The following is a 26,229-nucleotide window of genomic DNA, read 5'->3' as shown; positions in this document are numbered from 1 at the left end:
GGTGTCCTTATGCCCTACCACTTAAACCATTTCTACGGCCATGGCCACTGCCTCCCCTCCCCCAAGACAAAGAGAGACAAGGCCTCTCTTCAGGCCCCGGTCTTTAAGAGCGTAAAGGAGAGTAACAAGGCAGCGAGTGCCACTTGCCCCTATAGGATGGCCAAGAGCTATGGCTCCTCCGTTAACGTTAACCTTTGACCAGTCCCACCCTTCTTCAGCCAGGGCTTTGCCATCGGCCAGGACCTGGGCAGCAAAGGCCTCGTTAAGTTCAATGAGGTCATAATCTGCCAGGGTTGTGCCAGTCTTTTTCAAGAGCCTCCGGATGGCATGCACGGGAGCTATGAAGAGCCATTTGGGTTCAACGGCAGCGTATGTGTAGTCCACTATCCTGGCTAAAGGCTTTATCCCGAGTTCATCGGCTTTCTTCCGACTCATAATCACTACCGCTGCCGCACCGTCGGTTATACCCGGGGAGTTCCCAGCCGTGACTATGCCATCGGGCTTGAAGGCAGGTTTAAGCTGAGCCAGTTTCTCCAAAGAAGTATCCCGCCGCGGGTTTTCATCAGTATCAAAAAGTAGAGGTGGCCCTTTAGGCTGGGAAATTTCTACGGGAACGATTTCCTCCCGGAATTTACCTGCATCTATGGCTGCAATTGCTTTCATGTGGCTTTCATAAGCGTAACGGTCCAGCTCCTCTCGCGTTATCCCAAACTGCTCTGCGATAAATTCTGCAGCATTGCCCATGTGTTGGTCCTCAAAGGCGCACCAGAGCCCGTCGTGGACGGTGGCGTCCAGGACTCGGTCGTGGCCCAGGCGATAGCCCTGGCGGGCTTTCAAGAGAAGATAAGGCCCCATGCTCATGTTTTCCATGCCCCCCGCCACGTAGATTTCACCCTCGCCTGCTTTAATCATGGAAGCTGCCATCATAACAGCTTTGAGGCCTGAGCCACAGACTTTGTTCACAGTAACAGCCCCAACAGAAGGGGGCAAGCCGGCAAATATAGCAGCCTGACGGGCAGGAGCTTGCCCTATCCCGGCCGAAACCACATTGCCCATTATAACCTCATCAATAGTGGCAGGGTCCACTCCAGCGCGCCTTACAGCCTCTTTTATTGCAATAGCCCCGAGCTTGGGAGCGGGAATGGCAGAGAGGGAACCCATGAAACGACCAATGGGGGTTCTGCATCCGCTTACGATGACAACTTCTTCTGCCATGGCAGCCTCCTTAAGGGATTGATGAACCGGCCGCAATTATAGCACAGCAAAATTAGTTGCGCAATCCTTTGGCAAGTGATAAAATCCTTTCCGGAGGCGAGGAAAATGAAGAAAAAGGTCTTAATCATTGACCATGATCTGGCTTTCGCCACCATCCTTAAAGAGGCCCTGGAATCTTCAGGGGACTATGAAGCTTCCATCGCAACCACCGGAGAAGAGGGCCTTGCCAAATCCATAGAAGAGCATCCAAGGATGGTGATCGTGGACATGGGCCTCAAAGATATAAATCCGGAAAGCCTGATCCAGACCCTCCGAGACGTAAAGCCTCACTTGAAAATCCTGGCTATACCTTTTGGAGATTCCCCAATCCCTGAAAAGCTTGGGGTAGACGGCATAATACCCAAGCCCTTCTTTGTGGGCGATCTGCCAGAGATCATGGGAAAGGCCCTTTCCCAGAGGGAAGTGGTGGCTGCTCCCCCAGCGAGGGAATTTACCAGGTGGGCTGAAGAAATCTTTCAGGAATTATCGCCTGAACTTTTAACCTTCGGCGATTCAGATCCTCGCTTCTGGGCAGGTGGAGACAGAGAAGAAGCTTCAAAGCTTTTCCAGTGGGTTGCCAAAGTTCTGGAAGAAAACCCTTACAGTCATGCTCATTCGGCTGAAATCTATTACCGCTCTGAAAAAAGATGCATATACGGGACAAGGTTGAGCGACGGTAGCCTACTGGCCATGGCCTTTTCCCGCGAGGTGCCTTTGGGGATGATACGGCTGGTGGTGAAGAAGAAGGAGGTGGTGCCGAGATGAAAAAATTGGTTATTGTGGACGGGCACGCCCTCGCTTACAGAGCCTACCACGCTCTTCCCCTGGAGATGAGTACCTCAAAAGGGGAGCCCACCAACGCCGTATACGGCTTCACCTCCATGCTCCTTAATGTCTTGAAGGAAGAGAAACCCGACTACATAGCTGTTGCCTTTGATGCTGGCCGAAGTTTCCGCCATGAGTCCTTCGCCGAATACAAAGCTCACAGAGCTAAAATGGGCGAAGACCTGGCCGTCCAGCTGAAACGCATATCGCAGGTAGTGGAAGCACTGGGAATAAAATCCATAGCGATAGAGGGATACGAAGCCGATGATATTCTGGGAACTCTGGCTCGGAAAGCTTCCGAGGAAGGTGTGGAAACCCTCATCGTTACAGGCGATACCGATGCTTTCCAGCTTATAGGCCCAAAGGTGAGGGTTTTGACTTCAGGCCGGCGCTTTTCGGACACGATTGTTTACGACCGGGAGAAAATCCTGGAAAGGTACGGCCTTGAACCGCACCAGCTGGCCGATTTCAAAGCTCTGGTGGGCGATAAGACCGATAACATCCCCGGCATACCTCGCATAGGCGAAACCATTGCCACAAGGCTCCTGCGGGAGTATGGAAGCATTGAGGGTATTTACCAGCACATAGACGAAATCACCCCCTCATCCGTAAAAGAAGCCCTCCTAGAGAATCGGGATAAAGCTTTCCTCAACAAAGCCCTCGTTACTATCCGAACCGACATACCCCTGGATATAACCCTGGAGGATTTACGGTATCAGGGCTACGATGAGGAAAAAGTCAAGGAAGTTTTCCGCGAACTTGAATTTCGCTCTCTATACAAGCGCCTCCCCGAGACAGGTGAAATCCGCCAGCTACCCCTCATAGGTCAGGTGGAAGTCCGCCACAGGGCCGAACCGGGACAATATGTTGCCATTCAAGATGAAGAAGCCTTCAACCTCCTTATGGAGAAACTTTCCGAGGCCACAGGGCTGGCTTTCGACGTTGAAACCACGGACATAGACCCGATGAGGGCCAGACTTGTAGGGATATCGCTGGCTTTCAAGGAAGGAGATGGATATTACATCCCCATAGGGCATCTGGAGGGCCAGCAACTCCCCTGGGAGCTGGTAAAAGAGAAGCTGGCTCGCATCTTGGAAGACGAAACCATAGCCAAGTACGCCCACCATGCTAAATACGATATGATTGTGCTGGCGAGGAATGGGATAAAAGTCAGAGGCCTCGCCTTTGATACCATGGTAGCAGGCTGGCTTGTAAACCCAGCAGGCCGGAACCTGAACCTCAAAGACCTGGCCTGGGCTTACCTCGGCGTTGAAATGACCACCATTGAAGAGCTCATAGGCAGAGGGAAAAACCAGATCAGCATGGACCTGCTGCCCATACCCAAAGTTGCCCCTTATGCCGCCGCAGATGCCGATATAACCTATCGCCTGGTGGGCCTGCTGGACCAGAAACTGCGGGAGTTGGGGCTGACCAAACTCTTCTACGAGGTGGAACTCCCCCTCATCCCCGTGCTCATGGACATGGAGATGACGGGGGTTAAGCTGGATATACCCTTCCTGCGGGAGATGTCCAGAGAACTGGCTCAGAAGCTCCAGAGCCTTGAGGATGAAATCTACAGGTACGTGGGCTATCGCTTTAACGTCAATTCCCCGGAGCAATTATCCGATGCCCTCTTCGGTAAGCTGGGCATTTCCGCCCAGGGTGTCCCCAGGACCAAGTCCGGCCATTATTCTACTTCGGCGGACGTTCTGGAGAAATTACGGGGACGCCATCCGGTCATAGAGCTCCTGCTGGAACACAGACATCTTGCCAAGATAAAATCCACCTATGTGGACGCTCTGCCTGGCATGGTTAACAGGACCACTGGAAGAGTTCACACCTCTTACCACCAAACTGGAACCGTAACAGGCAGGCTTTCCTCAAGCGACCCTAACCTCCAGAACATCCCTACCAGGACCGATATAGGCAAAGCTGTGCGCAGGGCTTTCGTAGCTGAAGATGGGTGGTTGCTCCTTTCGGCTGATTATTCTCAGGTGGAATTGAGGATTTTAGCGCACATAAGCGGAGACGAAGGGCTTATTGCTGCCTTCCTCAGGGGTGAAGATATCCACGCCAGCACAGCTTCCACCATCCTTGGAATTCCGATAGACCAAGTTACACCTGAGATGCGCCGGCTGGCCAAGACTGTCAACTTCGGCATAAGTTATGGGATGAGCGCTTACGGCCTGGCCGAGGAAACGGGCCTCACCCCCGAAGAAGCTCACAGATTCATCCAGAACTACTTTGCCCGTTACCCAAAAGTGAAGATTTACATTGAAAACACCAAAGCCAGAGCCCAGCAGGAAGGCTACGTGGAAACCCTGCTGGGTCGTCGCCGCTATTTCCCGGAGCTTTCCCCCGAAAGCAAAGCCAATCGTCAGGTTAAAGCTGCTGCCGAACGCATGGCGATAAACGCCCCCATTCAGGGAAGCGCTGCTGACATAATAAAGATTGCCATGGTACGCCTCCACCGGGCCCTTAAAGAGCGTGGCCTTCGTTCCCGCCTTGTCCTTCAGGTTCACGATGAACTGGTTATAGAGGTCCCCGAGGAAGAGCTCTCCATTGTGGCCCCTATGGTTAGAGAAATCATGGAAGGTGCTTACGAACTTAAAGCTCCCTTAAAGGTGGAGCTGGAGGTGGGCAAGAACTGGGGAGAACTGCAGCCCCTGGAGGCCTGAGGGGATATCCATGCCCCTTCAGGGTTTCTTCACAAATCTTTCACAGAGCTGTGGAACAATAAAAATAAAGGATTTGTTAGTGGTGGGAGGTGAGGGATGAGTCGTAAATGGCTAATAATCGGTCTTGTAACCGCTCTGCTCTCAGGAGCCTGCAAGATGGAGCTGGACCTCCTTAAAATACCCCGGATTTGGGAGGCGACTCCAACCCCGCAACCCAAGACTGTTAAGGTCACACCCGTTCCAACGCCAACTCCGGCAGCTCTCACTTCCAAAGAAGTGGTGGTCACAGGTGAGGTGCTGGATGAAGAGGAGGAAGCCCTTCTTGTAAGCATTTACGAGAGGGTTAATCCAGCCGTTGTATCCATAAGAGTGGTCAAAAAAGGGTTAATCCGGCTCCCCTTCTCTCATCCTGAGATCCCCTCGGAAGGAAGGGGTTCAGGGTTTGTGTGGGACGAAAGAGGTTACATAGTGACGAACAACCATGTGGTTTCCGATGCCGAAGAGATAGAGGTCATCTTTTACAACGGTGACGCTGCCAGGGCAAGGGTGGTGGGGACGGACCCTCACAGTGACCTGGCGGTTCTAAAAGTGGACGAACTGACAGAGGGTGCTCACCCTGCAGAACTGGGAGATTCTTCCCAGGTTAAGGTTGGCCAGAGGGCAATTGCCATCGGCAACCCCTTTGGTCTGGCAGGTACCATGACGGTGGGGATAATAAGCGCAGTGGGCAGGACCCTCCGGCCCGCCGCAATTCCTTTCACAATTCCGGAAGTAATCCAGACAGATGCGACTATAAACCCGGGGAACTCGGGCGGACCGCTGCTGAACTCCTCCGGCCAGGTCATAGGTATAAACACAGCTATAGAGTCTCCCGTGGGCATAAATGCAGGCATCGGTTTCGCTGTGCCCATAAACCTGGCTAAGAAAATCGTTCCCGTTTTGATAGAAAAGGGTTCATACGATTACCCATGGCTTGGAATTGAAGGCACAACCGTCACCAAAGCCCTCGCCAGGGAATTTGACCTGCCCGTGGATTACGGGGCTCTGGTGATCCGAACAATAAAGGATGGCCCGGCTCACAAGGCTGGCATCAAGGGAGGAACGAAGAAGGTCCAGTTCATGGGCGGAGAGATAACCGTAGGAGGCGATATAATTACAGGCGTGGATGGGCAGGAAATACGGCGGTTTGATGACCTCCTCACTTACCTGATTTACAACACCTCCGTGGGCCAGGAAATCACCCTGAAAGTTATAAGAGACGGGGAGGAGGTTAAAGTCAGAGTGGTGCTGGGCAAGAGGCCCCAGGCTCTGGAGGAGGAGCAATGAGCAGAAGGCTGATACTTTTACTGATGCTGATACTTCTGACAACGGGTTGCACTTTGGTTCCAACCTTTGCGGATGTTAAAGAGGTGGTAAGTTTCACCCCTGCTCCAACCCCGACTCCCACCCCCGCAGTTCCTGCGGATCTGGAGCCAGGAGAGCAAATTCTCATCAACATCTACAAAAAAGTGGCCCCATCTGTTGTCAACATCACCACTCAGGTTCTCCAGTGGGATTTCTTCTTCGGAGTTTACCCGGAGGAGGGCGCTGGTTCGGGCTTTGTTTACGATAAAGAAGGCCACATTGTTACCAATTACCATGTAATTGAGGGTGCCCAATCTATCGAGGTGAGCTTTGGGGAAGACCTCTCAGTCCCCGCTGAAGTAGTGGGCGTTGACCCCATCAACGACCTGGCGGTGCTTAAAGTCAACGTTCCTCCTGACAGGCTGGTTCCGGTGGAGCTTGGGGATTCTTCTGCGTTACAGGTTGGGCAGTGGGCTATAGCCATAGGTAACCCCTTCGGAAGGTTTGAGCGGACTTTAACGGTAGGAGTGGTGAGCGCATTGAACCGAACTCTGGAACTGGAGAACGGACGGATTATCAGGAATCTTATTCAAACTGACGCAGCCATTAACCCTGGTAACTCCGGAGGCCCATTGCTGGACTCTAAAGGCAGGGTGATAGGCGTTAACACGGCGATAGTATCTCCCAGCAGGGCTTACGCTGGAGTGGGCTTTGCTATCCCTGTAAATGTTCTCAAAAGGGTTGTGCCTGAGCTCATTGCTTATGGCCGCTATCGTCATCCCTGGTTAGGGATCATTGGATACACCATAACACCGACACTGGCCCGCCGCTTGAACCTCCCGGTGGAGGAGGGGGTGCTGGTGGCTCGTGTTTACCGGGGGAGCCCGGCCCACAAAGCAGGCATAAGAGGGGCTACAGGGCAGATTACCATAGGAAACCGGATTATCCTTGTGGGAGGGGACATAATAACGGAAATAGATGGCATTCCCGTAAAGGGTGTTGAAGCCCTCAACGCATATATTGAGGATAACACCAGAGTGGGGCAAACGGTGGAATTGAAAATCATAAGGGAAGGGAAAAGCTTCAAAATTAAAGCAATACTGGAAGAAGAGCCGCAGTAAAAGACACCGCCGCTCTACCCCTGACAATTAGCCTGTAAAAATGATATTGGAGGCCGGTGCGGAGAGCGCCGGCCCTTTTTACATTTTGGGCGCTTCACACCTTTACAATGACCATCCTTCGGTGATTGGAATCGCCTTGCCTCAGTTATTCCTTCTCTTTCCCCTCGCCTTTATCTTCCTTCTTCTCACTGCCATTGCTGCTTTTTCGGGCATAATCGGTGGTATAGAAACCAGAGCCCTTGAAGATTACGCCCGGAGCGTGAAACACCCGGCGCACATGGCGATGGCCATTAGGGCATTCCTCCACTGGTGGATCAGAAAAGCGTTGAATCCGTTCAAAGTGCACCCCGCAGTCCAGACATTCGTATTCGTAAATAGGCATAGCCATCACCTCCGCCGTGTGAGAGTTTCTATTAAGTTTCAATTTAAAAATTTTACACCTTGTTCCGCGAATGGCAAAATCGCTTCCGGCGCAGCCGTGACTCTCCTGATAGGTGAATACGGATGCAGTCCAAGAAGGGATTGTGTCCTGCCCTCTCCACCCATTGTGTTTTGAGATTACACCTTGAAAATAAAGACAAGATAGCTCAGCCAGAAAAGCGAGTAATTGAGCATACGGCGTGAGCGAATGAGAGCTCCGTAGAGGATAGTCGCTGCGGCAAGCCCGGATAGGAACCTTAAAATAGCAAGGAATTCCCGCCACGTGGAAAAGGGCAGAAAAGCCAAAATTAGAGCGTGCAGTAACGTGGAAAAAGCCAGGGGATGACGTTCCCCCTTTACGAGGCGAACTGCTGATAGATAGCTCAAAGCTATGGAAGGGAAAAGGGCGCCGGGGCCAAGGATGATAAGCCACAGTAAAAGGGCACGAATGTTTAAGAATCCTATCTGCAAAAGTCCTCCGTAGGGAATGATACTGAAAGGAGTGGCCCCAGCTCCCCCTGAACCTATGCCAAAATCCCCGAAACGCAACCAGAGAGCCCCCTGCAGAACAGCCATGGGAAAGAAGGAGAAGAGCGCCAGCTCTTTCAGCTCCTCCCACTTCCTCCTGGCTATGAAAGCCAGGGCATATCCCCCCGCAAAAAGCAGGGCCTGTTCCTTAGCCAGGCCTGCCAATCCGAACAGTATTGCTCCTGAGCGCTCTTTTCCCCTTTCGAAAGCCAGTATGCCTCCACAAACCAGAGCATAGGCCAGAGGTTCATTCAGGTCCAGCCTTAAGGATAAAAATAGGCCCGGGAAAAGTCCGTAAACTATGGCGTAGTAAGAAGTTACACCGAACCCCTTAAGCAGCCTTTCGACAAAGTAGGTTCCTGCCGTCAGGGCCAGTATATTCACCAGAGGCATAATCCAGGGTATAAGGTCGCGCTGGCCAAAGGCGAGGAAGCGGCACAGCAGCGGATACAGTATGCGCTGATAACGGTAAGCTGGTACATCAAGATGGGGCGCAGCACCCGAAGGGTTTGTGGCTATGTAGTAAGCGAACTGACCATCATATCCTTCGCTGCCTGCTGGGTCCAGTTCGCTGAAACGGGTCCCTATTGCTGCCAGGACCATAGGGTCCCATTTGTTCAGGCCCAAAATCACAATCAGATAAATAACAGACGCCATCAGGACAATTGTCCAAGGGCGTATTAGCGTGCTCCAAAGCTTGTCCTTCATCGCCCACAGGCCGTTACGGATTTTGGTTTGCGCTAACCATCCGCCCGCCAATGCAGGTGGAGCAAACGGTAACCCTCTTTGCGTCAGGATAGGTTACGGTTTTTGACTATCCGGGCAATCTGAGTATAATTTTCTTCAAAAATAAAGTCAAAGGCGATGACGGAGAGGAGTAGGCAGGGGGAGCCTGACAGAGAAGGGGAGGCGTGGCTGGGACCTCCCCACAGGTGAAGCCTGCTGAAGTTCGCTCCCGAGCTGGGCAGGCGAACAGGGTTAACCCTCAGTAGTCTGCCCCGGAAGCCCTCCGTTAAAGGGGCAAGCTCTGAAGAGAGGGTCAGCTCTGGCTGGCCAAGCAGGGTGGTACCGCGGGGAGGAAAGGCTGCCTCTTCGTCCCTGGAGGCAGCCTTTTTTAATTCCTTAGCAGGAGGGAAAAATGCTGGAACAGGTAAAAATCCTCAGAGATGAAGCCCTTCGAGAGCTGGAGAAGGTGACCGACTCCAGTTCCCTTGAAGGGTGGAGAAGGACCTACCTGGGCAAGAAAGGCCTGGTAACTCAGCTCCTGCGCCGGATACGGGACCTTCCCCCTCAGGAAAGGCCGGCGGTAGGAGAAGCAGCAAACCAGCTCCGGGATGAATTGACCAAACTCTATGAGGAGAAAGCCTTCGCCATCAAAGAGGCTGAACGCCTCCAGGCAGCAAAGGTCCAGGCTGTTGATATAACCCTACCCGGAAGGAGACCCCAGGTTGGAACGCTCCATCCCGTAACTCAAACTTTGAGGGAAATCCTTGGAATATTTTCCCGCATGGGCTTCGGGGTTTACGAGGGGCCCGAAGTGGAATGGGACGATTACAACTTCGGCCTCCTCAACATACCCCAGGATCACCCTGCCAGAGATATGTGGGATACTCTTTACATCGCCCCTCCCTATGGCAAGAACGGCAACATGCTCCTGCGCACCCATACTTCTCCCGATCAGATAAGGGTTATGCAGGCCATGAAGCCGCCCATAAGAGTAGTGGTTCCAGGCCGATGCTACCGCCATGAAGCCACCGATGCCAGCCACGAATGGATGTTCTATCAGGTAGAAGGTCTGGCGGTGGATAAAGGTATAACCATGGCTCACCTTAAAGGTGTGCTCACCACTTTTGTCCAGGAGATGTTCGGTAGGGAGAGGAAAGTGCGGTTCCGATGCGATTATTTCCCCTTCGTGGAGCCGGGAGCCGATATGGCTATGGATTGTATAGTGTGCGGTGGTAAAGGTTGCCGGGTATGTAAATTCACCGGCTGGCTGGAAATCTTGGGAGCAGGGATGGTTCACCCTCAGGTGCTGCGTAATGTGGGATACGATCCTGATGTCTACACCGGCTTCGCTTTCGGGATGGGGGTGGAAAGAATTGCGATGCTCAAGCACAGGATAGACGATATCCGTTACTTTTATGCCAACGATTTGCGGTTCTTAAAACAATTCCGTGCTTAGGCAAGGAGGAGAAAAATGAGGGTTCCCTTAAGCTGGCTTAAAGATTACGTGGAAATAAAGCTTCCTCCGGAAGAACTTTCCTACAAACTCACCATGGCTGGTTTTGAAGTAGCAGAAATCCACCGGGTGGGAGAGTTCTGGGACCGGGATAAGGTCTTCGTGGGGCAGATTCTGGAGGTAAAGCCTCACCCCAATGCCGATCGCCTCACCATAGCAGTAGTGGATTATGGAGCTTCTGAGCCGGTGGAAGTGGTCACCGGAGCACCCAACATAAAAGTTGGCCAGAGGGGGCAAAAGGTAGCCCTGGCTCTGGCCGGGGCTCGCCTTGTGGATCCCTACTCCCCCCAGAAGACGTATTTCACCCTGAAACCAGCGAAGATAAGAGGGGTGCTTTCTCCGGGAATGGTGTGCTCGGAGAAGGAACTGGACCTTTCCGAAGACCACGAATCCATTATCATTCTCCCGGACGATGCTCCTGTGGGGATGCCCCTGGCCGATTACCTTGGAGATATTATCCTGGAGATAGAAGTTCCCACCAACCGTCCCGATTGTCTATCCATCCTCGGGATAGCCAGGGAGGTGGCTGCCCTTACCGATGCTGAATTCCGCCCCCCCACCATCAATTACGTTGAAGACGGCCCTGGAGCCAGAGAATTAATAGAAGTTGAAATCGCTGACCCCGACCTTTGCTCCCGCTACGCTGCGGCGGTGGTCCTCGGGGCTGAGATTGGTCCTTCCCCTTATTTCGTTCAGAGACGCTTGAGAGCTGCAGGAATGAGGCCAATAAACAATGTAGTGGATGCCACCAACTACGTCATGCTGGAATTGGGCCAGCCCATCCATGCCTTTGATTACGATAAAATCCGTGGGAAGAAGATAATCGTCCGCAGAGCCAAGGACGACCGGGCTTTCACCACCCTGGATGGACTCAAGCGTGAGCTTTTTCCCGATGTTCTGCTCATCGCCGATGCTGAAGGCCCCGTGGCTATAGCCGGAGTAATGGGAGGAATGGAAAGCGAGGTGACCCCTGAAACCCGGAACATCCTGATTGAATCGGCCAATTTCAACCGGGTAAGCATAAGGCGCACCTCAAGGCTCCTGGGGCTCAGGACCGAAGCTTCCCTTCGCTTTGAAAAGGGCCTTGACCCATACCTCCCACCTGAAGGCGCCAGGAGAACAGCCCAGCTCATTAAGGAATGGGCCGGTGGAACCATCGCCAGAGGCCTGGTGGACGTCCACATCCCGCTGCCTCCGCGCCGGACTATAACCTTCCACCTGAAAGAACTGGAGCGTTTCATTGGAATGAGCTACCCCAGGGAGCAGGTCACTTCAATCCTCAATAAGCTGGGCTTTGAGCTGGAGGAAAAAGGGCCCCAGACTTATCTGGTGACTGTGCCCACCCACCGGGGTGACGTGGAAGAACCTGCTGATCTGGTGGAAGAAATCGCCAGGATAACTGGCTACGAGCTCATCCCCACCGAGATGATCCCGACTCCTACCGCCCCTCAAATCTTTCCCGAGCTTCTCAAATGGGAAGAAACCGCCAGGGATATACTGATAGCCTGCGGCCTTTATGAGGTCAAAACCTACGCCCTGATAAGCCAGGATATGCTGGATAAGTTCGGCCTTTCTTACCAGGTGCCCCTTCTTTCCGTTGCTAACCCCATGACCCCCGAACATGTTTTTCTGCGGCCAACCCTTTTGCCAAGCCTTCTGCGTACTCTTGCCTACAACCTGCGCTTCCATGAAGGGGTCAAAATCTTTGAACTGGCCAGGGTGTACCTCCCCAGAGAGAACGACCTCCCCCGCGAAAGGTCAACTCTGGCCATAGCCATGGCTGGGGAAGCAGAAGAGATGAGCTGGTTTGGAGGAGGAAGAAGGCTGGACTTTTTTGACCTCAAAGGGGTAATTGAAGAGCTGGTGGAGAGGATGGGGATTTCGGACTACCGGTTCACCGCAGCTCAGGATAGAATTTTCTTCCCGGGACAGACGGCTGCCTTAAAAATAGGGGAAGAAACCATAGGCATCCTGGGCAAGCTCAATCCCGACATAACGGAGGCTTTTGAGGTGAAGGAAGAAGTCTTTATGGCTGAATTGAACTTTGAAGCCCTGGCTTCCCGTGCCTCCTCCTTCAGGGAATTCAAACCCATATCCCGCTATCCAGCCGTGATCCAGGATATAGCAGTGGTGGTGAATGAGGAAATCCCCGCCGAAGAGGTGCGCAAAGTCATTATAGAAGCCGGGCAACCTCTTCTCCGCAGCGCCGTTCTCTTTGATCTTTACCGAGGCAAGCCTGTACCACCGGGGAAGAAGAGCCTTGCTTACTCCCTGACTTTCCAGGCCGACGATCACACCCTCACTGATGAAGAAGTGGCCCAGTTGAGGGAAAAAGTTATCAGAGAACTGGAAAAAAGATTAGGAGCTACATTGCGAGGGTAGGTATGCGTCTGTTTCTTTCCTTGCTACTGGCTATGGGCGTGTTCTTCATCATACTCCTTGCCCCTTATCCTTTCCTGGCCCGTCCGGAATTCATCCGCTGGGAGTACGCTCGCCCTGGTTTTCCCCCCTCCTTCAGGTTCACCCCTGAGGAAAGGGAAAAGCTTTCCGTAGCCACCCTCCGCTACGTCATAGGCGGTGAAGGCCTGGAATACCTCAGAACACTCTCCGATGAAAGTGGCCCCATCTACAACGAACGGGAACTTCGCCACATGGCCGATGTGAAAAGGGTGGCCAGCGGAGCTTTGCTCGCCCTGAGGCTTTCCCTCGCTCTGGCTTTTCTTTCAGCTACTGCCTTATGGCTCAAGGGGTGGAGGCGGGAGCTGATCCTTGGCCTCTTCGCAGGAACTTTATTGCTGGTGGGATTCGGGTTAGCTACGGGAATTATGGCCTTTGTCAATTTTGATCTATTCTTCACTCTTTTTCACAGGCTCTTCTTTGAAGGAGATAGCTGGCTTTTCCCCTACTCCGATTCGTTAATTCAGCTTTACCCCCTGACTTTCTGGGTAGATGCCACCAGATGGTGGCTTACGATAAGTGGAGCTACCGCTGGTGTTTTTTGCCTTCTGGGGCTAATGCTCCACCGCTTCTCTAACCGTCCGGGCCAGAGCCACAAACTCAGGCGTGAAAGTTATAGATAAATCCCTGGGGTGAGGGAAGGGGACAGCAAACTGGGCCTTCAGCGTACCAGGGCGCGGGCTCATAACCATTACTCTGTCGGCCAGGAAGACGGCTTCCTGAAGGTTATGGGTAACCATTACCACGGTCTTGCAGCGGTTGCGCCAGAGCCTTGCGAGCTCAACGTTTAGTTTCTCACGGGTCAGAGCATCAAGGGAACTAAAGGGCTCATCCAAGAAGAGGATGTCAGGGTCATAAACCAGAGCTCTGGCCAGAGCTACCTTTTGTTCCATCCCTCCGGAGAGTTCTCTCGGATAGGCGTGGAAGAAGCCCTCAAGGCCCATGGCTTTCAGGATAGAGGAGGCCTTTTCCATAGCCTTGGAGTTATTTATGCCCTTTACTTCCAGAGGCAGAAGGACGTTTTCCAGGACATTGCGCCAGGGCATGAGGTTAGCCTTCTGAAAAACGAAGCCCATTTCTGGTCTTGGGCCTCTGAGGGGTTTGCCTTTCCAGAGGACGTGCCCGGAAACAGGCTTGAGGAGCCCGCTCAGAATGCGCAGGAGCGTGGTTTTTCCGCACCCTGAAGGTCCCACAATACACACAAATTCCCCTTCCCTCACCTCCAGGGAAACACCTCGCAGAGCCTCCACAGGCCCCTGCCGTGAGCTATAGGTCATGCTTATGTTTACTGCCTCTAAGACAACCAAAGCCTTTCCTCAGGGGACAAACTCGTTGGTAAAAGCTTCCTCCACGTTCACTTCTCTGGTAATAAGGCCCATCTCTCGCAATGTGGTGAGCGTGGCTTCCCAATCGGCCTTCTCCGTTTTGCCGAGGTGAGGCGAAGTCCAGAACTTGATGGCCTCCTTAAGGACTTCCTTCTGCTCTTCCTTCATTTCCGGAACATATTTTTTGCTTATCTCAAAAGCCTCATCGGGATGCTCCAGAGTATAGCGAAGGCCTCTCAGGAAAGCCCTGACGATTCCCCTTACTAGTCTGGGGTTCTCCTTTATCGTCTTTTCGTTGGTCATTATGCCATTGGAAATAAGATTAACCCGATCGGCCACGGATATGATGTTTACTTTATAGCCTGCCAGGCGGAGCTGGACTGGCTCGTTCATGGCGTAGCATATAGCTGCATCTACCAGGTCTCTGGTCAGGCTTTCCACCTGGGTATAGCCTATTTCCTGAAGGTTAAATTCTTCCTCTTTCAGCCCTTCAGCCTTGAGAAGCGCTCGCCATCCTATATAGCTTGCCCCAAAAAGGGCAGGTATCCCCACCCTTTTACCTTTGAGGTCCTGGAGGCTCTTAAACCCTTTCTCCTCCAGGGAAACCACTACCACCGGGAAGCGGTGATACCATCCAGCCACGTAAACGACAGGCAAGCCATGGCTTCTGGCCAGAAGGACCTGTTCCCCGCTGGCTACGGCAAAGTTCAGCTCGCCCGTTCCTACCAGCTTAATTAAATCCACTTCCCATCCGTAATTGAACTCCAGTTCAATGCCCTCTTCGCGGAAGTAGCCCTTTTCAACAGCCACGTAGAAGGGAGCGAACTGAACGTTGGGAATGTATCCCATGGCTATGGTTACCTTTTGTGGGGCAGGAGTGGGTCTGGCACAGCTGACAAGGAGCAGGAACAGAAGGGTTAGAGAGAAAACAATCTTTTTACCTCGCATTTTTCACCTCCATTTCACCAGTTTTTTCTCCAGAAAAGCCACAGCAAGGTATAAAACAAGGGCTATAATGGCCAGGGAAGAGAGGGCAACGAAAAGGAGCGGGGTATCAAACAAACCCCTGGCCAGATTCACCAGAAAACCGAGACCTCTATCGGCAGCCACAAATTCCCCCACCACTGCACCGATTACAGATAAGGTGACCCCGACCTTGAGGCTGCTCATGAGGAAGGGGAGGGCTGCTGGAAGCTCTAAGAGCCAGAAAACCTGCCACCGGTTTGCCATGAAGATGCGCATAAGGTCGTAGAGCTCTTTCTCCACGGACCGGATGCTTACGATGGTTCCCACCAGAACCGGGAAAAAGACCGTTAAGGCGCAGACGGCGATCTTGGAGGCCAGTCCAAATCCAAACCAGATTACCAGGAGGGGTGCTAAGGCTACCACTGGCATGGACTGGGAAATAACCACGAGGGGTGTAAGGTAAGACTCCAGGAATGGAACTTTAGCCAGGAAATAGCCGAGGACGAAAGCACAGGAGAGGCCAAGGCTCAACCCTGCCGCTATTTCCAATAGAGTGATTTTAGCATGGTATAGAAGGGAACCATCTGTGAGGACAAACCAGAAGCGTATGGCTACCTCCTCCGGTTGAGGCAGGATAAAGCTTGGGTAGCGGCCGAGCCAGACTATGGCTTTCCAAAGGGCAATGATGGTAACCAGCGATAAAACCACCCCGATATAGCGGCTTAAACCTTTCAAGGCCAATTCCTCCCAAATAAAATTGCCCCGAAGGCATAACCTTCGGGGCACAATGAGAGTCCATAAGCCCCATAAAAAGCTAAGGACCCTCAGGCTGACCTTCTCCCATCCGGACTATACCGTCGGCTCCGGCTTAGCGGCCCTCAGGACCGTTGAACCGGATCAACCCGAGGTTTCCTCGGGCTCGCGGGCTCGACACCTCTTGGTGGGCTGGCAGGGTCAAGCCAACCCAGGTGTCCTACCGCCGGTCGGGAATTTCACCCTGCCCCGAAGGTCAAGCCCTTTGCGTTTAGCATTATATCCATAAAACCGGCTTTGTCAAACTCTGGAGAAGGCACAAAGCCCGGAAGTGTCTTTCCGAAAACCATCAAAGAGGTTGCAAATACCAGGTGAGGCACTAGGCCAGGGGGTTTGAAAGTATCCGGGCAGAAATCTTCAATATTAGATGCAGATTTTCCTTTCCTTGACAAAACCACCCCGTTTGTGTATCCTTAAACCAAAATTTTCAGGGAAAAGCTCATGGAAGAGCTAAAGTATTGGCTTGGTTTCAGTCTGGTGAAGGGCATCGGACCGGTCCGGTTCAGGAATCTCCTGGAGTACTTTGGGAACGCTAAAGAGGCCTGGGAAGCCCGGCCAGAAGAACTCGCCCGAGCAGGACTGGACCGTCGCTCCCTGGAGAACCTCTTGGCCCTCCGAAAGCGGGTATCCCTGGAACAAGAGATGGAAAAACTGCAAAAGGCAGGGGTTCGCATCGTAACCTGGAAGGACGATGATTACCCGTATAATCTGCGCCACATCGATAACCCGCCCTTTTTGCTTTTCATAAAGGGCACCGTTAAACCACAGGATGAATGGGCTATTGCAGTAGTGGGCACAAGAAGGCCAAGCGCTTACGGCAAAGAGGCCACCCGCTTCATTGTGGAGCCCTTAGCTCGAAGCGGAATCACTATCGTAAGCGGGCTGGCAAAAGGCATAGACGGCCTGGCCCATCAGGTAACTTTGGAGGCCGGAGGCAGAACCATAGCGGTTCTGGGTTCAGGTCTTGATATCATCTACCCACCTGAACACAAAGCCCTCGCTCAGGCTGTGGCCGAGAACGGAGCTCTGATAAGCGAATATCCTCTTGGTACCCCGCCCGAAGCTATCAATTTTCCCCCTCGCAACCGCATCATAAGCGGATTGGCCAAAGGAGTTCTGGTGGTAGAGGCAGGGGAAACCAGCGGCGCTCTCATAACCGTCGAGTTTGCCCTGGAGCAGAATCGGGAAGTCTTTGCTGTGCCCGGAAGCATTTTCTACAAAACCTGCAGGGGGACAAACCGCCTTATTCAACAGGGAGCAAAACTTGTCATCTCCGCTGAAGATATCCTGGAAGAGCTCAACGTAACGGCTGTGAAAACCAGGGAAGAAGTAAAAGCGGCTGTGCCTGCCACCACCACCGAAAGCCTTATCCTTTCCCACCTATCTTCTGAGCCAACTCACATAGATGAAATCAAGAGAGCCACCGGCCTGCCCATTTCCGAGGTTTCCAGCGCCTTAGCCATAATGGAGATAAAAGGTCTGGTGCGCCAGGTGGGAGGGATGCATTACGTCTTGGCAAGGGAAAGCAAGGCGGAATACTTTGTGGATTGAAGGAGGTAATAAGCCATGTTCGCTCTTATACTGGCAGGTGGGACGGGAACGAGGCTCTGGCCCAAAAGCCGGAAACACAGGCCTAAGCAGCTTTTGGATATTGTGGCTAAAAACACCATGCTCCAGGAAACTTTCATGCGCATAAGGCCAATCCTGGACCCAACCAGAATTTTCGTGGTCACCAACAAAACCTATGCCCCCACTATCAAAGCCCAGCTGCCTCTTATTCCGGGCAAGAACATCATTATAGAGCCTGAAGGTAAAGGGACCGCCCCATGCATTGGCCTTTCAGTTCTCTACATAAGGCGTGAAAATCCGGAAGAAGTCATGGCTTCCCTTCACGCGGATCACGTCATAGAAAAGGCTGAGGAATTCCGGAAAGCTCTTCTGGCAGCAGCTAAGGTGGCCCAGGAAGGTTACTTGGTAACCCTGGGGATAAAGCCAACGTGCCCGGAAACGGGTTATGGGTACATATGCCAGGGCCAGTTCTGGAAGGAAGTGGACGGTTTTCCGGTCTATAAAGTTAAGAGTTTCACCGAAAAACCAGACTTTGAAACCGCCTGTTCTTTCCTGGCTCAGGGTGGCTTTTACTGGAACAGCGGGATCTTCGTCTGGAAACTCTCCACCATTATGGAAGAATTTCGCGAGCATATGCCCAGGTTCTACTCCCAGCTCCTCCGCATTGACGAGGCCATTGGCACTGAAGAAGAGGAAAAGGTGTTAGAAGAAGTCTGGCAGGAAGTGGAAAGCGAATCCATAGATCAGGGGATAATGGAGAAATCCTCCCGCGTCATGGTAATTCCCGTAGATATAGGCTGGAGCGACGTAGGCAACTGGTCCACCCTGGCCGATATACTCCCCAAAGACGAGGAGAACAATGTGATAGTCGGGGGGGAGCATATTGGCATAGATACCACGGGTTCCCTGCTTTACAGCACAAAACGCCTTATCGCCACTATCGGCCTTAAGGATATGATTGTAGTGGATACCGATGATGTCGTCCTGGTATGCCCCAAGGACAGGGCCCAGGACGTTAAAAAACTGGTAGAGATGCTGAAGGGCAAAAATCTGGACGAATATCTCTGAGGAGTAGCAGGGAATGACTGAGCCTATTTTCGCTTATTGCATGAAGTGCAGGGCCCGCAAGCCAGTGAAAGACCCCGAGCCTGTGTATATACCTGGAGGCAGACCAGCCATCAAAGGCCAATGCCCCGATTGCGGTTCAACCCTTGCGAGGCTGGGTAAAACTCCTGCTCACGACCAGCTACCAGATCCTCCAAAGGAGCGATATAAACTGGTTATTGTGGAATCGCCGGCTAAAGCCCGCACTGTGGGAAAGTTTCTGGGCAAAGACTATCTGGTTAAGGCCTCCATTGGCCATGTGCGGGACCTTCTCCGCTCTCGCCTGAGTGTAGACGTGAGCAATGATTTCAAGCCTTTCTATGTAGTCCCGAAGGAAAAGAAGAAGGTGGTGGAGGAGCTGAGGGAAGCCGTTCAGAACGCTTCCGAGGTTTATCTGGCTACCGACCCGGACCGGGAAGGAGAGGCCATTGCCTGGCATCTGGCTGAAGTAGCCAGGATACCTCGCTATAAAATTAGGAGGGTTGTATTCCATGAGATTACAAAGCCGGCCATAGAAGAGGCCTTTAGCCACCCCCGGGGCATTGATATGAACCTGGTCAACGCTCAGCAAGCCCGCCGCGTTCTGGATCGCCTTGTGGGCTACATGCTGAGCCCACTGCTCTGGCGGAAAGTCCGTAACCGCACTTCTGCTGGAAGGGTTCAATCCGTTGCCTTGCGCCTCATCGTTGAAAGGGAAAGGGAAATTCAGAACTTTGTCCCGGAAGAATACTGGACCATAAAGGCTGAACTGGCCAAGCGCACCCCCGAGCACCCTTCTTTCATAGCCAGATTGGTAAGCATTGACGGAAAGGAGGCCGATCTGAAAAACCAGGAGCAGGTAGAGCCAATCCTGGCAGAGCTGGAGAAGGCCTCCTATGTAGTTCAAAGTGTGAAGAGGGGTACCCGGAAAAGGAATCCATCGCCTCCCTTCATCACCAGCACCCTTCAGCAAGAAGCTTCCAGACAACTGGGTTTTTCTGCCAAGAAAACCATGCTTATTGCGCAACAGCTCTATGAAGGCATACCCCTTGGGGAAGAGGGGCCCGTTGGCCTCATAACCTACATGCGAACGGACAGCGTTCAGGTGGCCGAGGAGGCCCAGAAAGAAGCCCGCCGTTTCATAGCCGAAAACTTCGGGGAGGACCTTTTGCCCCCTAAACCACCGGAGTACAAAACTAGCGCCAGGGTGGCTCAGGAAGCCCATGAAGCTATACGGCCCACCAGTGTCTACCGCACCCCAGAATATGTCAAGCCATACCTTAACAAAGACCAGTTCAGGCTCTATGAGCTCATCTGGCGAAGGTTCCTGGCCAGCCAAATGGCTCCCGCTGTTTACGACACCCTTTCGGTGGAAATCGCTGCCGATACTCGTTACCTCTTCAGAGCCTCGGGCTCAACCATCAGGTTTCCAGGCTTCCTGGTGGTTTACCAGGAGGCCAGAGAGGAAGAAGCACCTCCTGAGGAAGAAGCTCTTCCTATCCCGCCCCTTGATACCGATGAGCCTCTGGATCTGGTAAAGCTCCTCCCCGAACAGCACTTTACTGAGCCACCGCCACGCTATACCGAAGCTTCCCTCATCCGAACTCTGGAGGAATATGGGATAGGGCGTCCGTCCACCTACGCTCCTATAATTTCCACCCTCTATGCCAGGGGCTACGTTAAGCGAGATGGCAAGCGCCTTGTGCCCACAGAGATCGGCTTTATCGTTAACGACCTTCTTATCCAGCATTTTCCCGATCTCATCAACGTGGGGTTCACAGCGGAAATGGAGGAAGACCTGGACCGCATAGCGCGTGGAGAAAAAGACTGGGTGGGGATGCTGCGGGAGTTTTATGGCCCCTTTGTTGAGGCAGTAGCCTGGGCCGACAGAAGTATTGAGAAGGTGGAGCTACCTCAGGAGGAAACAGGTATCAAGTGCGAGCTTTGCGGCAGCCCCATGGTGGTAAAATGGGGAAAATTCGGGCAATTCCTGGCCTGTTCCAATTTTCCAGCCTGCCGCAACACGAAACCTTATTTAACCCGAACTGGAGCCCTCTGCCCCGTATGCGGGGGTGATATTGTAGAGCGCAAGACCAGAAAAGGACGCAATTTCTATAGCTGCATAAATTACCCCGAGTGCAACTTCGCTACTTGGCAGAGACCTGTTCCGACTCCCTGCCCTTCCTGCGGCGGCCTTATGGTGGAGGCAGGGAAAAAGGAAGTCCGTTGCCTCAGCTGCGGTGAATCCATGGCTGTGGAGGAAGAACCCGCATAGCTGGGAGGCAAGTGATGGAAGAGGTGCTGGAAAAATTGCTCCTTTCAGCACCACCAGATAATGCTCTCTGGAAAGCCTGGGAGTATTTAGCTTTCCGAGAGGAGGAACTAACTCCGCCGGTTCTGGATCTGGGGTGCGGCGATGGCAAATTCGCCTGCACTCTTTTCCCGAATTCAATTGATTTCGGGATTGACATCAACAGGGGGAGATTGAAAAAAGCCCTTAAAGCCGGAGCCTACCGGGCTACCCTTCAGGCCAATGCCTGTGGCCTTCCTTTCCAGGATCAGAGCTTCGGAACGGTCTTCAGCGCATGCGTCCTGGAGCACATCCCGAGAGTTGAGCTGGTCATAGAAGAGGTGGGAAGAATCCTCAAGCCGGGGGGAAAATTTATCTTCAGCGTCCCGAGCCAGCACTTTGAAAGTTACGTTCTGGCCCCGGAAGCCAGAACCTCCCCTTCCCTCTCTTTTTTCAGGCGAAGTTTGGCAGGAGTTATAAACGGCCTATTAAAGATGCGGCATTTTTACACTCCTTCCCACTGGGGCACCATGCTCCATAGAGCCGGAATGAAGCTGGTTCGCTTCCGCTACATCCTCCCTCCGAGAGCGACAGCCTTCTGGGCCCACTCATTTTTCTGGGGAAATGCTATTTTCCCCTTCCTCTTCCTCCTTTACCGAACACCTTTAAAAGGCGCTATCCTGGGGTCTTTTACAGCCATCCTTTTGCCGTTCCTCAGGGGGCCGGTGAGGAAAGGAGGGGGCCTCATCCTGGTAGCCGAAAAATTGGGATGAAGAAAAGACTAGATCTCCTTCTGGTGGAAAAAGGATTGGCTGAGAGCCGGGAGAAAGCCCAGGCCCTCATATTAGCCGGCAAAGTTTCAGTGGAAGGGGAGATCATTTCCAAACCCGGAACCCTTATCCCTCCAGATGCCAACATTGAAGTCAAGGAAAGCATACCCTACGTCAGCCGTGGTGGGTTGAAACTGGAGTTTGCCCTTAAAGCTTTCGGGATTGATCCGGCGGGAAAAGTGGCGATAGATGTAGGAGCTTCCACCGGCGGCTTTACCGATTGCCTGCTTCAGCATGGTGCGGCCAGAGTTTACGCCGTGGATGTAGGCTACGGTCAGCTGGCCTGGAAACTCCGCCAGGACCCCAGGGTGGTGGTTCTGGAGCGAACTAATATCCGTTATCTTGAGTCCCTGCCAGAGCCTGTGGACCTGGCCACCATAGATGTTTCTTTTATTTCACTAAAGCTTGTCCTCCCTCCTGTGTTGAGGCTCATGAAACCGAGGGCAGAGATTTTGGCGCTGGTGAAGCCGCAGTTTGAGGCCGGCCGGGAAAAAGTGGGGAAAGGAGGAGTGGTACGCGACCCCCAGGTCCACAGGGAAGTTCTGGAAACTCTTGTGGAATACGCTCGCAGCCTTGGTCTGCACACCCTGGGCCTTGCGACTTCACCCCTTTTAGGGCCTGCTGGGAATGTGGAGTTTTTCGCCTATTGGGCCCGCGGGATTGAGGCACCACCTCTGGACCTGGCGAAAGCCATTAAAGATTGCGTGGAAAGGGGGAAATTGCTTAGAAGGAGGGAAAAGGTTGCCCAGGATTTTCACCTTTGAGATTTTGGCTTATCTCTCCCTGGCCTTTGTTTCCCTGGTCTTGAGAATTTGGGCTTCCTCCCGCCATCTTCTGAACCAGGAGGAAGCTTTAAGGGCTCTGGCAGCCTGGGAATTCCTGCAGGGGCAGCCTCCTGAACCGGCGTGGCCTCTTAGCCCGGCTCTTATGGGGCTTCAGACTCTGGTTTTCTTTCTCTTTGGGCCAGGGGATGTGGCTGCGAGGCTGCCAGCTATCTTGGCTGGTGCTCTTATCCCTCTGGCGTTTTTCCTGTTCCGCCATATTCTGGGTAAAGAGAGGGCTCTTGTAGCGGCCGCCTTTTCCGCCTTTTCTCCCCTCTGGATTTTCTCCTCCTCTCAGGCCGACGGCGAAGCAATAGGGGTGCTGGCAATTCTGGTAGCTGTGGGAGCCTTTCTTCGGTTTCAAGAGACCGGAAATTCCCTTTGGCTCTACGGTGGAGCCTGCGCTCTGGGACTTGGGATCACCTCTGGCCTTTCGGTATGGACCTTAGCAGGCGAGGGGATAATTCTGGCGGTCCTGCTGAGAGGCAAGATAAAGATTTCGGAGCTAAGGGTGAGCCACGGCTTCTGGATTGCTTTTGGGGCAAGCTTTTTCCTGAGCTCTACCCTTTTTCTCTTTTACCCACCGGGTTTTGGCCTCGTTGCTGATTCTCTAGCTTTATGGCTTATGAGCATTTTCCGGGGGCAGCTATCTTTTCAGCCTTTGCTCAATTTAGTTCTATATGAGCCCCTCCTTATTCTGGGAGCCCTATGGGGGCTGGAGCGCCTTTACCTTCTGGCACCTGTAATTTTTGGCCTTCTCATAGCAATCTTGGGAGGCTTTGAAGGTCCCGCTGGCTTTCTGCCAATCCTTCTCCCCCTGACGGTTATGGCTGCTTATGGGCTCTATGATTTTATCCGAATTCTCGTGCGGGAAACCTTCTCCCCGCAAGGACCTGTAGCTCTGGTTTTAACCCTATGCCTTGGAGTATGGGGTTTTCTGGGAGTAACAGGCTACACTGTAGGGGGTGATACTCGCTATCTTTTAATTTCCGTTGTGGCCCTCATCGGCATTGTGAGCATCCTGACCTTTCTCGGGTTAATGCGGGGCCCTGAGGCTTCCGTGTGGGTTGTATTAGTTTTCGTGCTCGTAGCCTCTTTCCTGTGGGAAATAAAATTAGCTCGTGGGCTCAACTTCTCACCTTACGTTGAAGAACACCTTCCTCGCTGTCAGTTTACATCTTCTGAAGTGAAAGAAGTTAAAGGTTCCCTCCGCAAACTTTCCAGTTACCGTGCTGGCGACCCCACTGCTCTTGAGGTAATTGTGGTGGGGGAGACTCCAGAGCTCAGGTGGTACCTGAAAGAATTCTCGGCCCTTAAAGTTGTGGAAAAGGGCCAAATTTTACCGGTAGCGGAAGCAATTATAGCTCTTACTGAAGAATCCATCTCAGTGGGGGAGAACTTCAGAGGAAGGCGCTTTGCGGTGAGGGAAAATTGCCAGATTAAAACTTTGAAAGGTTTTCGTCTCCTGCGCTGGCTCCTTTACCGGGAACCCGTCGCTCCAAGGGAAAAAGAAGAAGCAATTTTGTGGGTAAAATCTTCTTCCCCTGATAGAAAGCACAAGTGATAAAAGAGCCCCCACGAGGGTAGGCAGTTGGTGTATCCAGGGGATCTGGGGGGTGCGCCCCCAGAGTACTCAAAAAGAGAGCGAGCAACCACGCCGCCTTACAATGCAGGCAATTACTGAAGCTGGCTCTACCCGGATAGAAACCTCAAACACTCAAAAGCCTCAGGCCGATGCCGGGATCAAATCGGCGAAGCATAATGGTGCGGACAGGGAAAAAAGTGATCTCAAGAGTGGGATTGACAACCCCCTCAAAGAGATGTCCCCCAACGGTGCGACCATCAGGGAAGGAAAGAATGACATGGATGTGAAAGATAGGAGCTCTATCTTCCCCTATAGCTAAATTTCCAAGCATGCAGACCACTTCCGTCTGGCTTTCAACAGGAATTTTCAAATAATCGCGAGTTTTGGGATCAAAATAACCCAGGACAGCACGAGCCAAAGCCCCGATAGCGTAGAAAGTGCCCGAAAAAACTTGCTGCTCGGCAGCCCACTGCTTGAGAGAAGAGAAAATCTCCTCTCCCGAATCAAGTTTGATGATTATAACATCAGAGAACCGCGACCCGAAAACTTGCATGGCTCCCTCGTCAATAGATTACTCGCTTACCGGTCACGAACTCAATAAACCTTTCAACAAGGCCCAGGAGAAAGGCCCAAACCAGGTCTACCCCGCAGGTAAAGCCCAGGCTCCAGGCTAGAGAAGTGGCCCAATCTCTGGCTAAATTCCCGATAGAAGGAGGAATCCTTGAAATCCATCCCGTGAAGTAACCCGCCAGCGCCACGATCGTGATAAAAAATATAGCAGGCCCCCACGGTTCCCGATCCTTGGCGCTTGGCATCATGGCATTGCTTATAGTGAACACAAGATAGAGCCAGAGCCAGAAATCTTTCCTGCTGAACCACTGCCTGAAAGCATCTAAAAGCTCGCCCCAGTTTAAACTGTGAGCAAATTGAGGGACTTTGAACACATGAGAGGTTATAAATACCAGAAGGGCGCATCCTGCCAGCAGAGGAGCAAGACCTATGAGACTATCCCTAAGGGGGTCGCTCTTGGCCACCTCTACTGAACCCATTGAATAATAACCAGTCCTTCCCTCGTTTACGGGTCCCAACCTTATCCTGCCGGTTCTTACGCCCAAAAGCCTGGCCATAAGCCAATGGCTCAGTTCATGGACCAATATTCCCGGGAAGAGAAGGATAAAATAAAAGATGAGGCTTGCCTTCTGATTACCGGTAAGAAGAAGACCAACACCCTGCAGGTGCTGGCTTATCCAGCGGTTTAAAAAAAGCAGAAAGATAAAAGCCAGCCCGAGGGCCAGCCATGGTGTGAAGTTTTCCATGGTAGCTTAGAAGGGGATCTCCTCTTCTTCTCCGAGCTCGGGGAGAGCCTCGTAGCCTTCTTCAGCGACAACCTCCTCAGGAGCTGTCGGGCGAGGTCCCAGGAACTTCACCCTCTCGGCTCTTACCTCATAAGAAGCCCTTACAGTACCGTCGCTTCCTATCCAAACCCTTGGATTTCCGCTCTCATCCGGAACGAGAACTCCCTCTACCAGCACAAGGCGGCCTTTTTGGAGATACTCGTTACATTGTTCAGCCAACTTGCCCCAGGCGGTGACTCGGAACCACGTGGTAATCTCCTTACGGTTTCCCTGGGCGTCAACGAAAACCCTGTTAGAAGCCATGCGAAAATGAGTAACGGGAGTCCCCGTGGGCGTATAGCGCATTTCCGGGTCGGCCCCAAGATGGCCCACAATTATTATCCTGTGGTACATGGTTTTCCTCCTGCTTTTATGGAAAGTTTTGGGTAAATTTTAACCCAAACGGCCTGAAAGTGCAACTATTGCTGGCCCTTGCACCAATCCTGATTCATGGTAAGCGAAACGTTTTCTGCTTATGACAAGTGAAAGGGAGCCCAAGCCCCCTCCCAGGGATTTAGAGGTGCTCCCTCAAAAACCCCTAAAAAGGGAGAGATCAGCCACCATTTGCACCCCGCCCACGAGTGGGACCCAAAACCGTGGCAACCCCTATGCCCCCGAGGACGGGGAAAAAATCGGGGGGTGGAGGGGGGCTTTGCCCCATCCCAGGGGTTTGGGGGTGTCCCCCAA

General features: G+C 52.7%; 22 protein-coding genes, 1 riboswitch and 1 other annotated feature. Of the genes, 13 read left to right on the top strand and 9 right to left on the bottom strand.

Features of this window, described 5'->3' with window-relative positions:
- Positions 1 to 21 precede the first annotated feature (21 nt).
- Positions 22 to 1,215, bottom strand: coding sequence for an acetyl-CoA C-acetyltransferase (locus tag NZ653_06675; protein ID MCS7286798.1), 1,194 nt, complete (start codon positions 1,213 to 1,215; stop codon positions 22 to 24).
- Positions 1,216 to 1,320: 105 nt separating this feature from the next.
- Here NZ653_06675 and NZ653_06670 point away from each other — a divergent pair, with 105 nt between their 5' ends.
- The 4 genes from NZ653_06670 to NZ653_06655 all read left to right on the top strand — a co-directional run bounded on the left by NZ653_06670 (position 1,321) and on the right by NZ653_06655 (position 7,222).
- Complete coding sequence (locus NZ653_06670; protein MCS7286797.1) at positions 1,321 to 2,019, top strand: response regulator; 699 nt, start codon at positions 1,321 to 1,323, stop codon at positions 2,017 to 2,019.
- Positions 2,016 to 4,757 carry a DNA polymerase I gene (gene polA / locus NZ653_06665; protein MCS7286796.1) on the top strand — a complete coding sequence of 914 codons (2,742 nt, stop codon included), beginning with the start codon at positions 2,016 to 2,018 and terminating at the stop codon, positions 4,755 to 4,757. The genes NZ653_06670 and polA overlap by 4 nt, the downstream gene beginning before the upstream one ends.
- Positions 4,758 to 4,853: 96 nt before the next feature.
- Positions 4,854 to 6,083, top strand: a complete 1,230-nt coding sequence (locus NZ653_06660) for a trypsin-like peptidase domain-containing protein (protein MCS7286795.1) — start codon at positions 4,854 to 4,856, stop codon at positions 6,081 to 6,083.
- A complete protein-coding gene (locus tag NZ653_06655) occupies positions 6,080 to 7,222 on the top strand; it encodes a trypsin-like peptidase domain-containing protein (protein MCS7286794.1) in 1,143 nt (380 codons plus the stop codon). The genes NZ653_06660 and NZ653_06655 overlap by 4 nt, the downstream gene beginning before the upstream one ends.
- Before the next feature lie 145 nt (positions 7,223 to 7,367).
- Here the strand turns inward: NZ653_06655 and NZ653_06650 are convergent, their stop codons facing one another.
- The gene (locus tag NZ653_06650) at positions 7,368 to 7,604 is read right to left on the bottom strand and encodes a zinc ribbon domain-containing protein (protein ID MCS7286793.1); all 237 of its coding nucleotides are present in this window, start codon (positions 7,602 to 7,604) and stop codon (positions 7,368 to 7,370) included.
- A gap of 176 nt (positions 7,605 to 7,780) precedes the next feature.
- Positions 7,781 to 8,827, bottom strand: coding sequence for a hypothetical protein (locus NZ653_06645; protein ID MCS7286792.1), 1,047 nt, complete (start codon positions 8,825 to 8,827; stop codon positions 7,781 to 7,783).
- Positions 8,828 to 9,025: 198 nt separating this feature from the next.
- Positions 9,026 to 9,273 (top strand) — a binding site (T-box leader).
- A gap of 35 nt (positions 9,274 to 9,308) precedes the next feature.
- On the opposite strand from NZ653_06645, the gene pheS reads away from it, so the two are divergent.
- Genes pheS through NZ653_06630 form a run of 3 tightly spaced genes read left to right on the top strand, consistent with a single transcriptional unit; the run spans position 9,309 to position 13,489 of the window.
- Positions 9,309 to 10,352, top strand: a complete 1,044-nt coding sequence (gene pheS / locus NZ653_06640; protein MCS7286791.1) for a phenylalanine--tRNA ligase subunit alpha — start codon at positions 9,309 to 9,311, stop codon at positions 10,350 to 10,352.
- A 15-nt stretch (positions 10,353 to 10,367) separates the two neighbouring features.
- The gene (gene pheT, locus NZ653_06635) at positions 10,368 to 12,791 is read left to right on the top strand and encodes a phenylalanine--tRNA ligase subunit beta (protein ID MCS7286790.1); all 2,424 of its coding nucleotides are present in this window, start codon (positions 10,368 to 10,370) and stop codon (positions 12,789 to 12,791) included.
- 2 nt (positions 12,792 to 12,793) lie between these two features.
- Positions 12,794 to 13,489: a TIGR01906 family membrane protein gene (locus NZ653_06630; protein MCS7286789.1), complete on the top strand. Its 696-nt coding sequence runs from the start codon at positions 12,794 to 12,796 to the stop codon at positions 13,487 to 13,489.
- On the opposite strand, the gene NZ653_06625 is transcribed toward NZ653_06630, so the two are convergent.
- The 3 genes from NZ653_06625 to NZ653_06615 are packed head-to-tail and all read right to left on the bottom strand — an operon-like array spanning position 13,421 to position 15,892.
- Entirely contained in the window at positions 13,421 to 14,173 is a 753-nt protein-coding gene (locus NZ653_06625; GenBank protein ID MCS7286788.1) for an ABC transporter ATP-binding protein, read from the bottom strand. The genes NZ653_06630 and NZ653_06625 overlap by 69 nt on opposite strands.
- 9 nt (positions 14,174 to 14,182) lie before the next feature.
- Complete coding sequence (locus tag NZ653_06620) at positions 14,183 to 15,139, bottom strand: ABC transporter substrate-binding protein (protein ID MCS7286787.1); 957 nt, start codon at positions 15,137 to 15,139, stop codon at positions 14,183 to 14,185.
- Positions 15,140 to 15,142: 3 nt separating this feature from the next.
- The gene (locus NZ653_06615) at positions 15,143 to 15,892 is read right to left on the bottom strand and encodes an ABC transporter permease (GenBank protein MCS7286786.1); all 750 of its coding nucleotides are present in this window, start codon (positions 15,890 to 15,892) and stop codon (positions 15,143 to 15,145) included.
- A 93-nt stretch (positions 15,893 to 15,985) separates the two neighbouring features.
- A riboswitch (FMN riboswitch) is annotated at positions 15,986 to 16,171 on the bottom strand.
- 240 nt (positions 16,172 to 16,411) lie between these two features.
- Here NZ653_06615 and dprA point away from each other — a divergent pair.
- From dprA to NZ653_06585, 6 genes are read left to right on the top strand one after another with little or no spacing between them, the layout of a single operon-like run.
- Entirely contained in the window at positions 16,412 to 17,521 is a 1,110-nt protein-coding gene (gene dprA, locus NZ653_06610; GenBank protein MCS7286785.1) for a DNA-processing protein DprA, read from the top strand.
- Between the two features lie 15 nt (positions 17,522 to 17,536).
- Positions 17,537 to 18,607, top strand: a complete 1,071-nt coding sequence (locus NZ653_06605) for a mannose-1-phosphate guanylyltransferase (GenBank protein MCS7286784.1) — start codon at positions 17,537 to 17,539, stop codon at positions 18,605 to 18,607.
- Between the two features lie 13 nt (positions 18,608 to 18,620).
- Entirely contained in the window at positions 18,621 to 20,897 is a 2,277-nt protein-coding gene (topA, locus tag NZ653_06600) for a type I DNA topoisomerase (protein ID MCS7286783.1), read from the top strand.
- Between the two features lie 14 nt (positions 20,898 to 20,911).
- A complete protein-coding gene (locus NZ653_06595; GenBank protein ID MCS7286782.1) occupies positions 20,912 to 21,685 on the top strand; it encodes a class I SAM-dependent methyltransferase in 774 nt (257 codons plus the stop codon).
- Positions 21,682 to 22,506 carry a TlyA family RNA methyltransferase gene (locus NZ653_06590; GenBank protein ID MCS7286781.1) on the top strand — a complete coding sequence of 275 codons (825 nt, stop codon included), beginning with the start codon at positions 21,682 to 21,684 and terminating at the stop codon, positions 22,504 to 22,506. The genes NZ653_06595 and NZ653_06590 overlap by 4 nt, the downstream gene beginning before the upstream one ends.
- Complete coding sequence (locus NZ653_06585) at positions 22,484 to 24,127, top strand: glycosyltransferase family 39 protein (protein ID MCS7286780.1); 1,644 nt, start codon at positions 22,484 to 22,486, stop codon at positions 24,125 to 24,127. The genes NZ653_06590 and NZ653_06585 overlap by 23 nt, the downstream gene beginning before the upstream one ends.
- A gap of 145 nt (positions 24,128 to 24,272) precedes the next feature.
- Here NZ653_06585 and NZ653_06580 read toward each other — a convergent pair whose 3' ends face one another.
- The 3 genes from NZ653_06580 to NZ653_06570 are packed head-to-tail and all read right to left on the bottom strand — an operon-like array spanning position 24,273 to position 25,896.
- Positions 24,273 to 24,701 carry a DNA-binding protein gene (locus tag NZ653_06580; GenBank protein ID MCS7286779.1) on the bottom strand — a complete coding sequence of 143 codons (429 nt, stop codon included), beginning with the start codon at positions 24,699 to 24,701 and terminating at the stop codon, positions 24,273 to 24,275.
- Positions 24,702 to 24,711: 10 nt separating this feature from the next.
- A complete protein-coding gene (locus NZ653_06575; GenBank protein ID MCS7286778.1) occupies positions 24,712 to 25,464 on the bottom strand; it encodes a hypothetical protein in 753 nt (250 codons plus the stop codon).
- 6 nt (positions 25,465 to 25,470) lie between these two features.
- Positions 25,471 to 25,896 (bottom strand): single-stranded DNA-binding protein, encoded by a 426-nt coding sequence (locus NZ653_06570; GenBank protein MCS7286777.1) that lies wholly within the window; start codon positions 25,894 to 25,896, stop codon positions 25,471 to 25,473.
- Positions 25,897 to 26,229 lie beyond the last annotated feature (333 nt).

The sequence above is a fragment of the Anaerolineae bacterium genome (assembly GCA_025062375.1).
In the GTDB taxonomy this organism is placed as follows: Bacteria; Chloroflexota; Anaerolineae; order SpSt-600; family SpSt-600; genus SpSt-600.
Note: the sequence above shows the minus strand (reverse complement) of the source record. Positions and strands in the feature narration are given on the sequence as shown.

Bases quoted from the DNA above. Each gene is read 5' to 3' on its own strand.
- NZ653_06675 (MCS7286798.1), bottom strand. From the start codon at position 1,215: ATGGCAGAAGAAGTTGTCATCGTAAGCGGATGCAGAACCCCCATTGGT.
- NZ653_06670 (MCS7286797.1), top strand. From the start codon at position 1,321: ATGAAGAAAAAGGTCTTAATCATTGACCATGATCTGGCTTTCGCCACC.
- polA (MCS7286796.1), top strand. From the start codon at position 2,016: ATGAAAAAATTGGTTATTGTGGACGGGCACGCCCTCGCTTACAGAGCC.
- NZ653_06660 (MCS7286795.1), top strand. From the start codon at position 4,854: ATGAGTCGTAAATGGCTAATAATCGGTCTTGTAACCGCTCTGCTCTCA.
- NZ653_06655 (MCS7286794.1), top strand. From the start codon at position 6,080: ATGAGCAGAAGGCTGATACTTTTACTGATGCTGATACTTCTGACAACG.
- NZ653_06650 (MCS7286793.1), bottom strand. From the start codon at position 7,604: ATGCCTATTTACGAATACGAATGTCTGGACTGCGGGGTGCACTTTGAA.
- NZ653_06645 (MCS7286792.1), bottom strand. From the start codon at position 8,827: ATGGCGTCTGTTATTTATCTGATTGTGATTTTGGGCCTGAACAAATGG.
- pheS (MCS7286791.1), top strand. From the start codon at position 9,309: ATGCTGGAACAGGTAAAAATCCTCAGAGATGAAGCCCTTCGAGAGCTG.
- pheT (MCS7286790.1), top strand. From the start codon at position 10,368: ATGAGGGTTCCCTTAAGCTGGCTTAAAGATTACGTGGAAATAAAGCTT.
- NZ653_06630 (MCS7286789.1), top strand. From the start codon at position 12,794: ATGCGTCTGTTTCTTTCCTTGCTACTGGCTATGGGCGTGTTCTTCATC.
- NZ653_06620 (MCS7286787.1), bottom strand. From the start codon at position 15,139: ATGCGAGGTAAAAAGATTGTTTTCTCTCTAACCCTTCTGTTCCTGCTC.
- dprA (MCS7286785.1), top strand. From the start codon at position 16,412: ATGGAAGAGCTAAAGTATTGGCTTGGTTTCAGTCTGGTGAAGGGCATC.
- NZ653_06605 (MCS7286784.1), top strand. From the start codon at position 17,537: ATGTTCGCTCTTATACTGGCAGGTGGGACGGGAACGAGGCTCTGGCCC.
- topA (MCS7286783.1), top strand. From the start codon at position 18,621: ATGACTGAGCCTATTTTCGCTTATTGCATGAAGTGCAGGGCCCGCAAG.
- NZ653_06595 (MCS7286782.1), top strand. From the start codon at position 20,912: ATGGAAGAGGTGCTGGAAAAATTGCTCCTTTCAGCACCACCAGATAAT.
- NZ653_06590 (MCS7286781.1), top strand. From the start codon at position 21,682: ATGAAGAAAAGACTAGATCTCCTTCTGGTGGAAAAAGGATTGGCTGAG.
- NZ653_06580 (MCS7286779.1), bottom strand. From the start codon at position 24,701: ATGCAAGTTTTCGGGTCGCGGTTCTCTGATGTTATAATCATCAAACTT.
- NZ653_06575 (MCS7286778.1), bottom strand. From the start codon at position 25,464: ATGGAAAACTTCACACCATGGCTGGCCCTCGGGCTGGCTTTTATCTTT.
- NZ653_06570 (MCS7286777.1), bottom strand. From the start codon at position 25,896: ATGTACCACAGGATAATAATTGTGGGCCATCTTGGGGCCGACCCGGAA.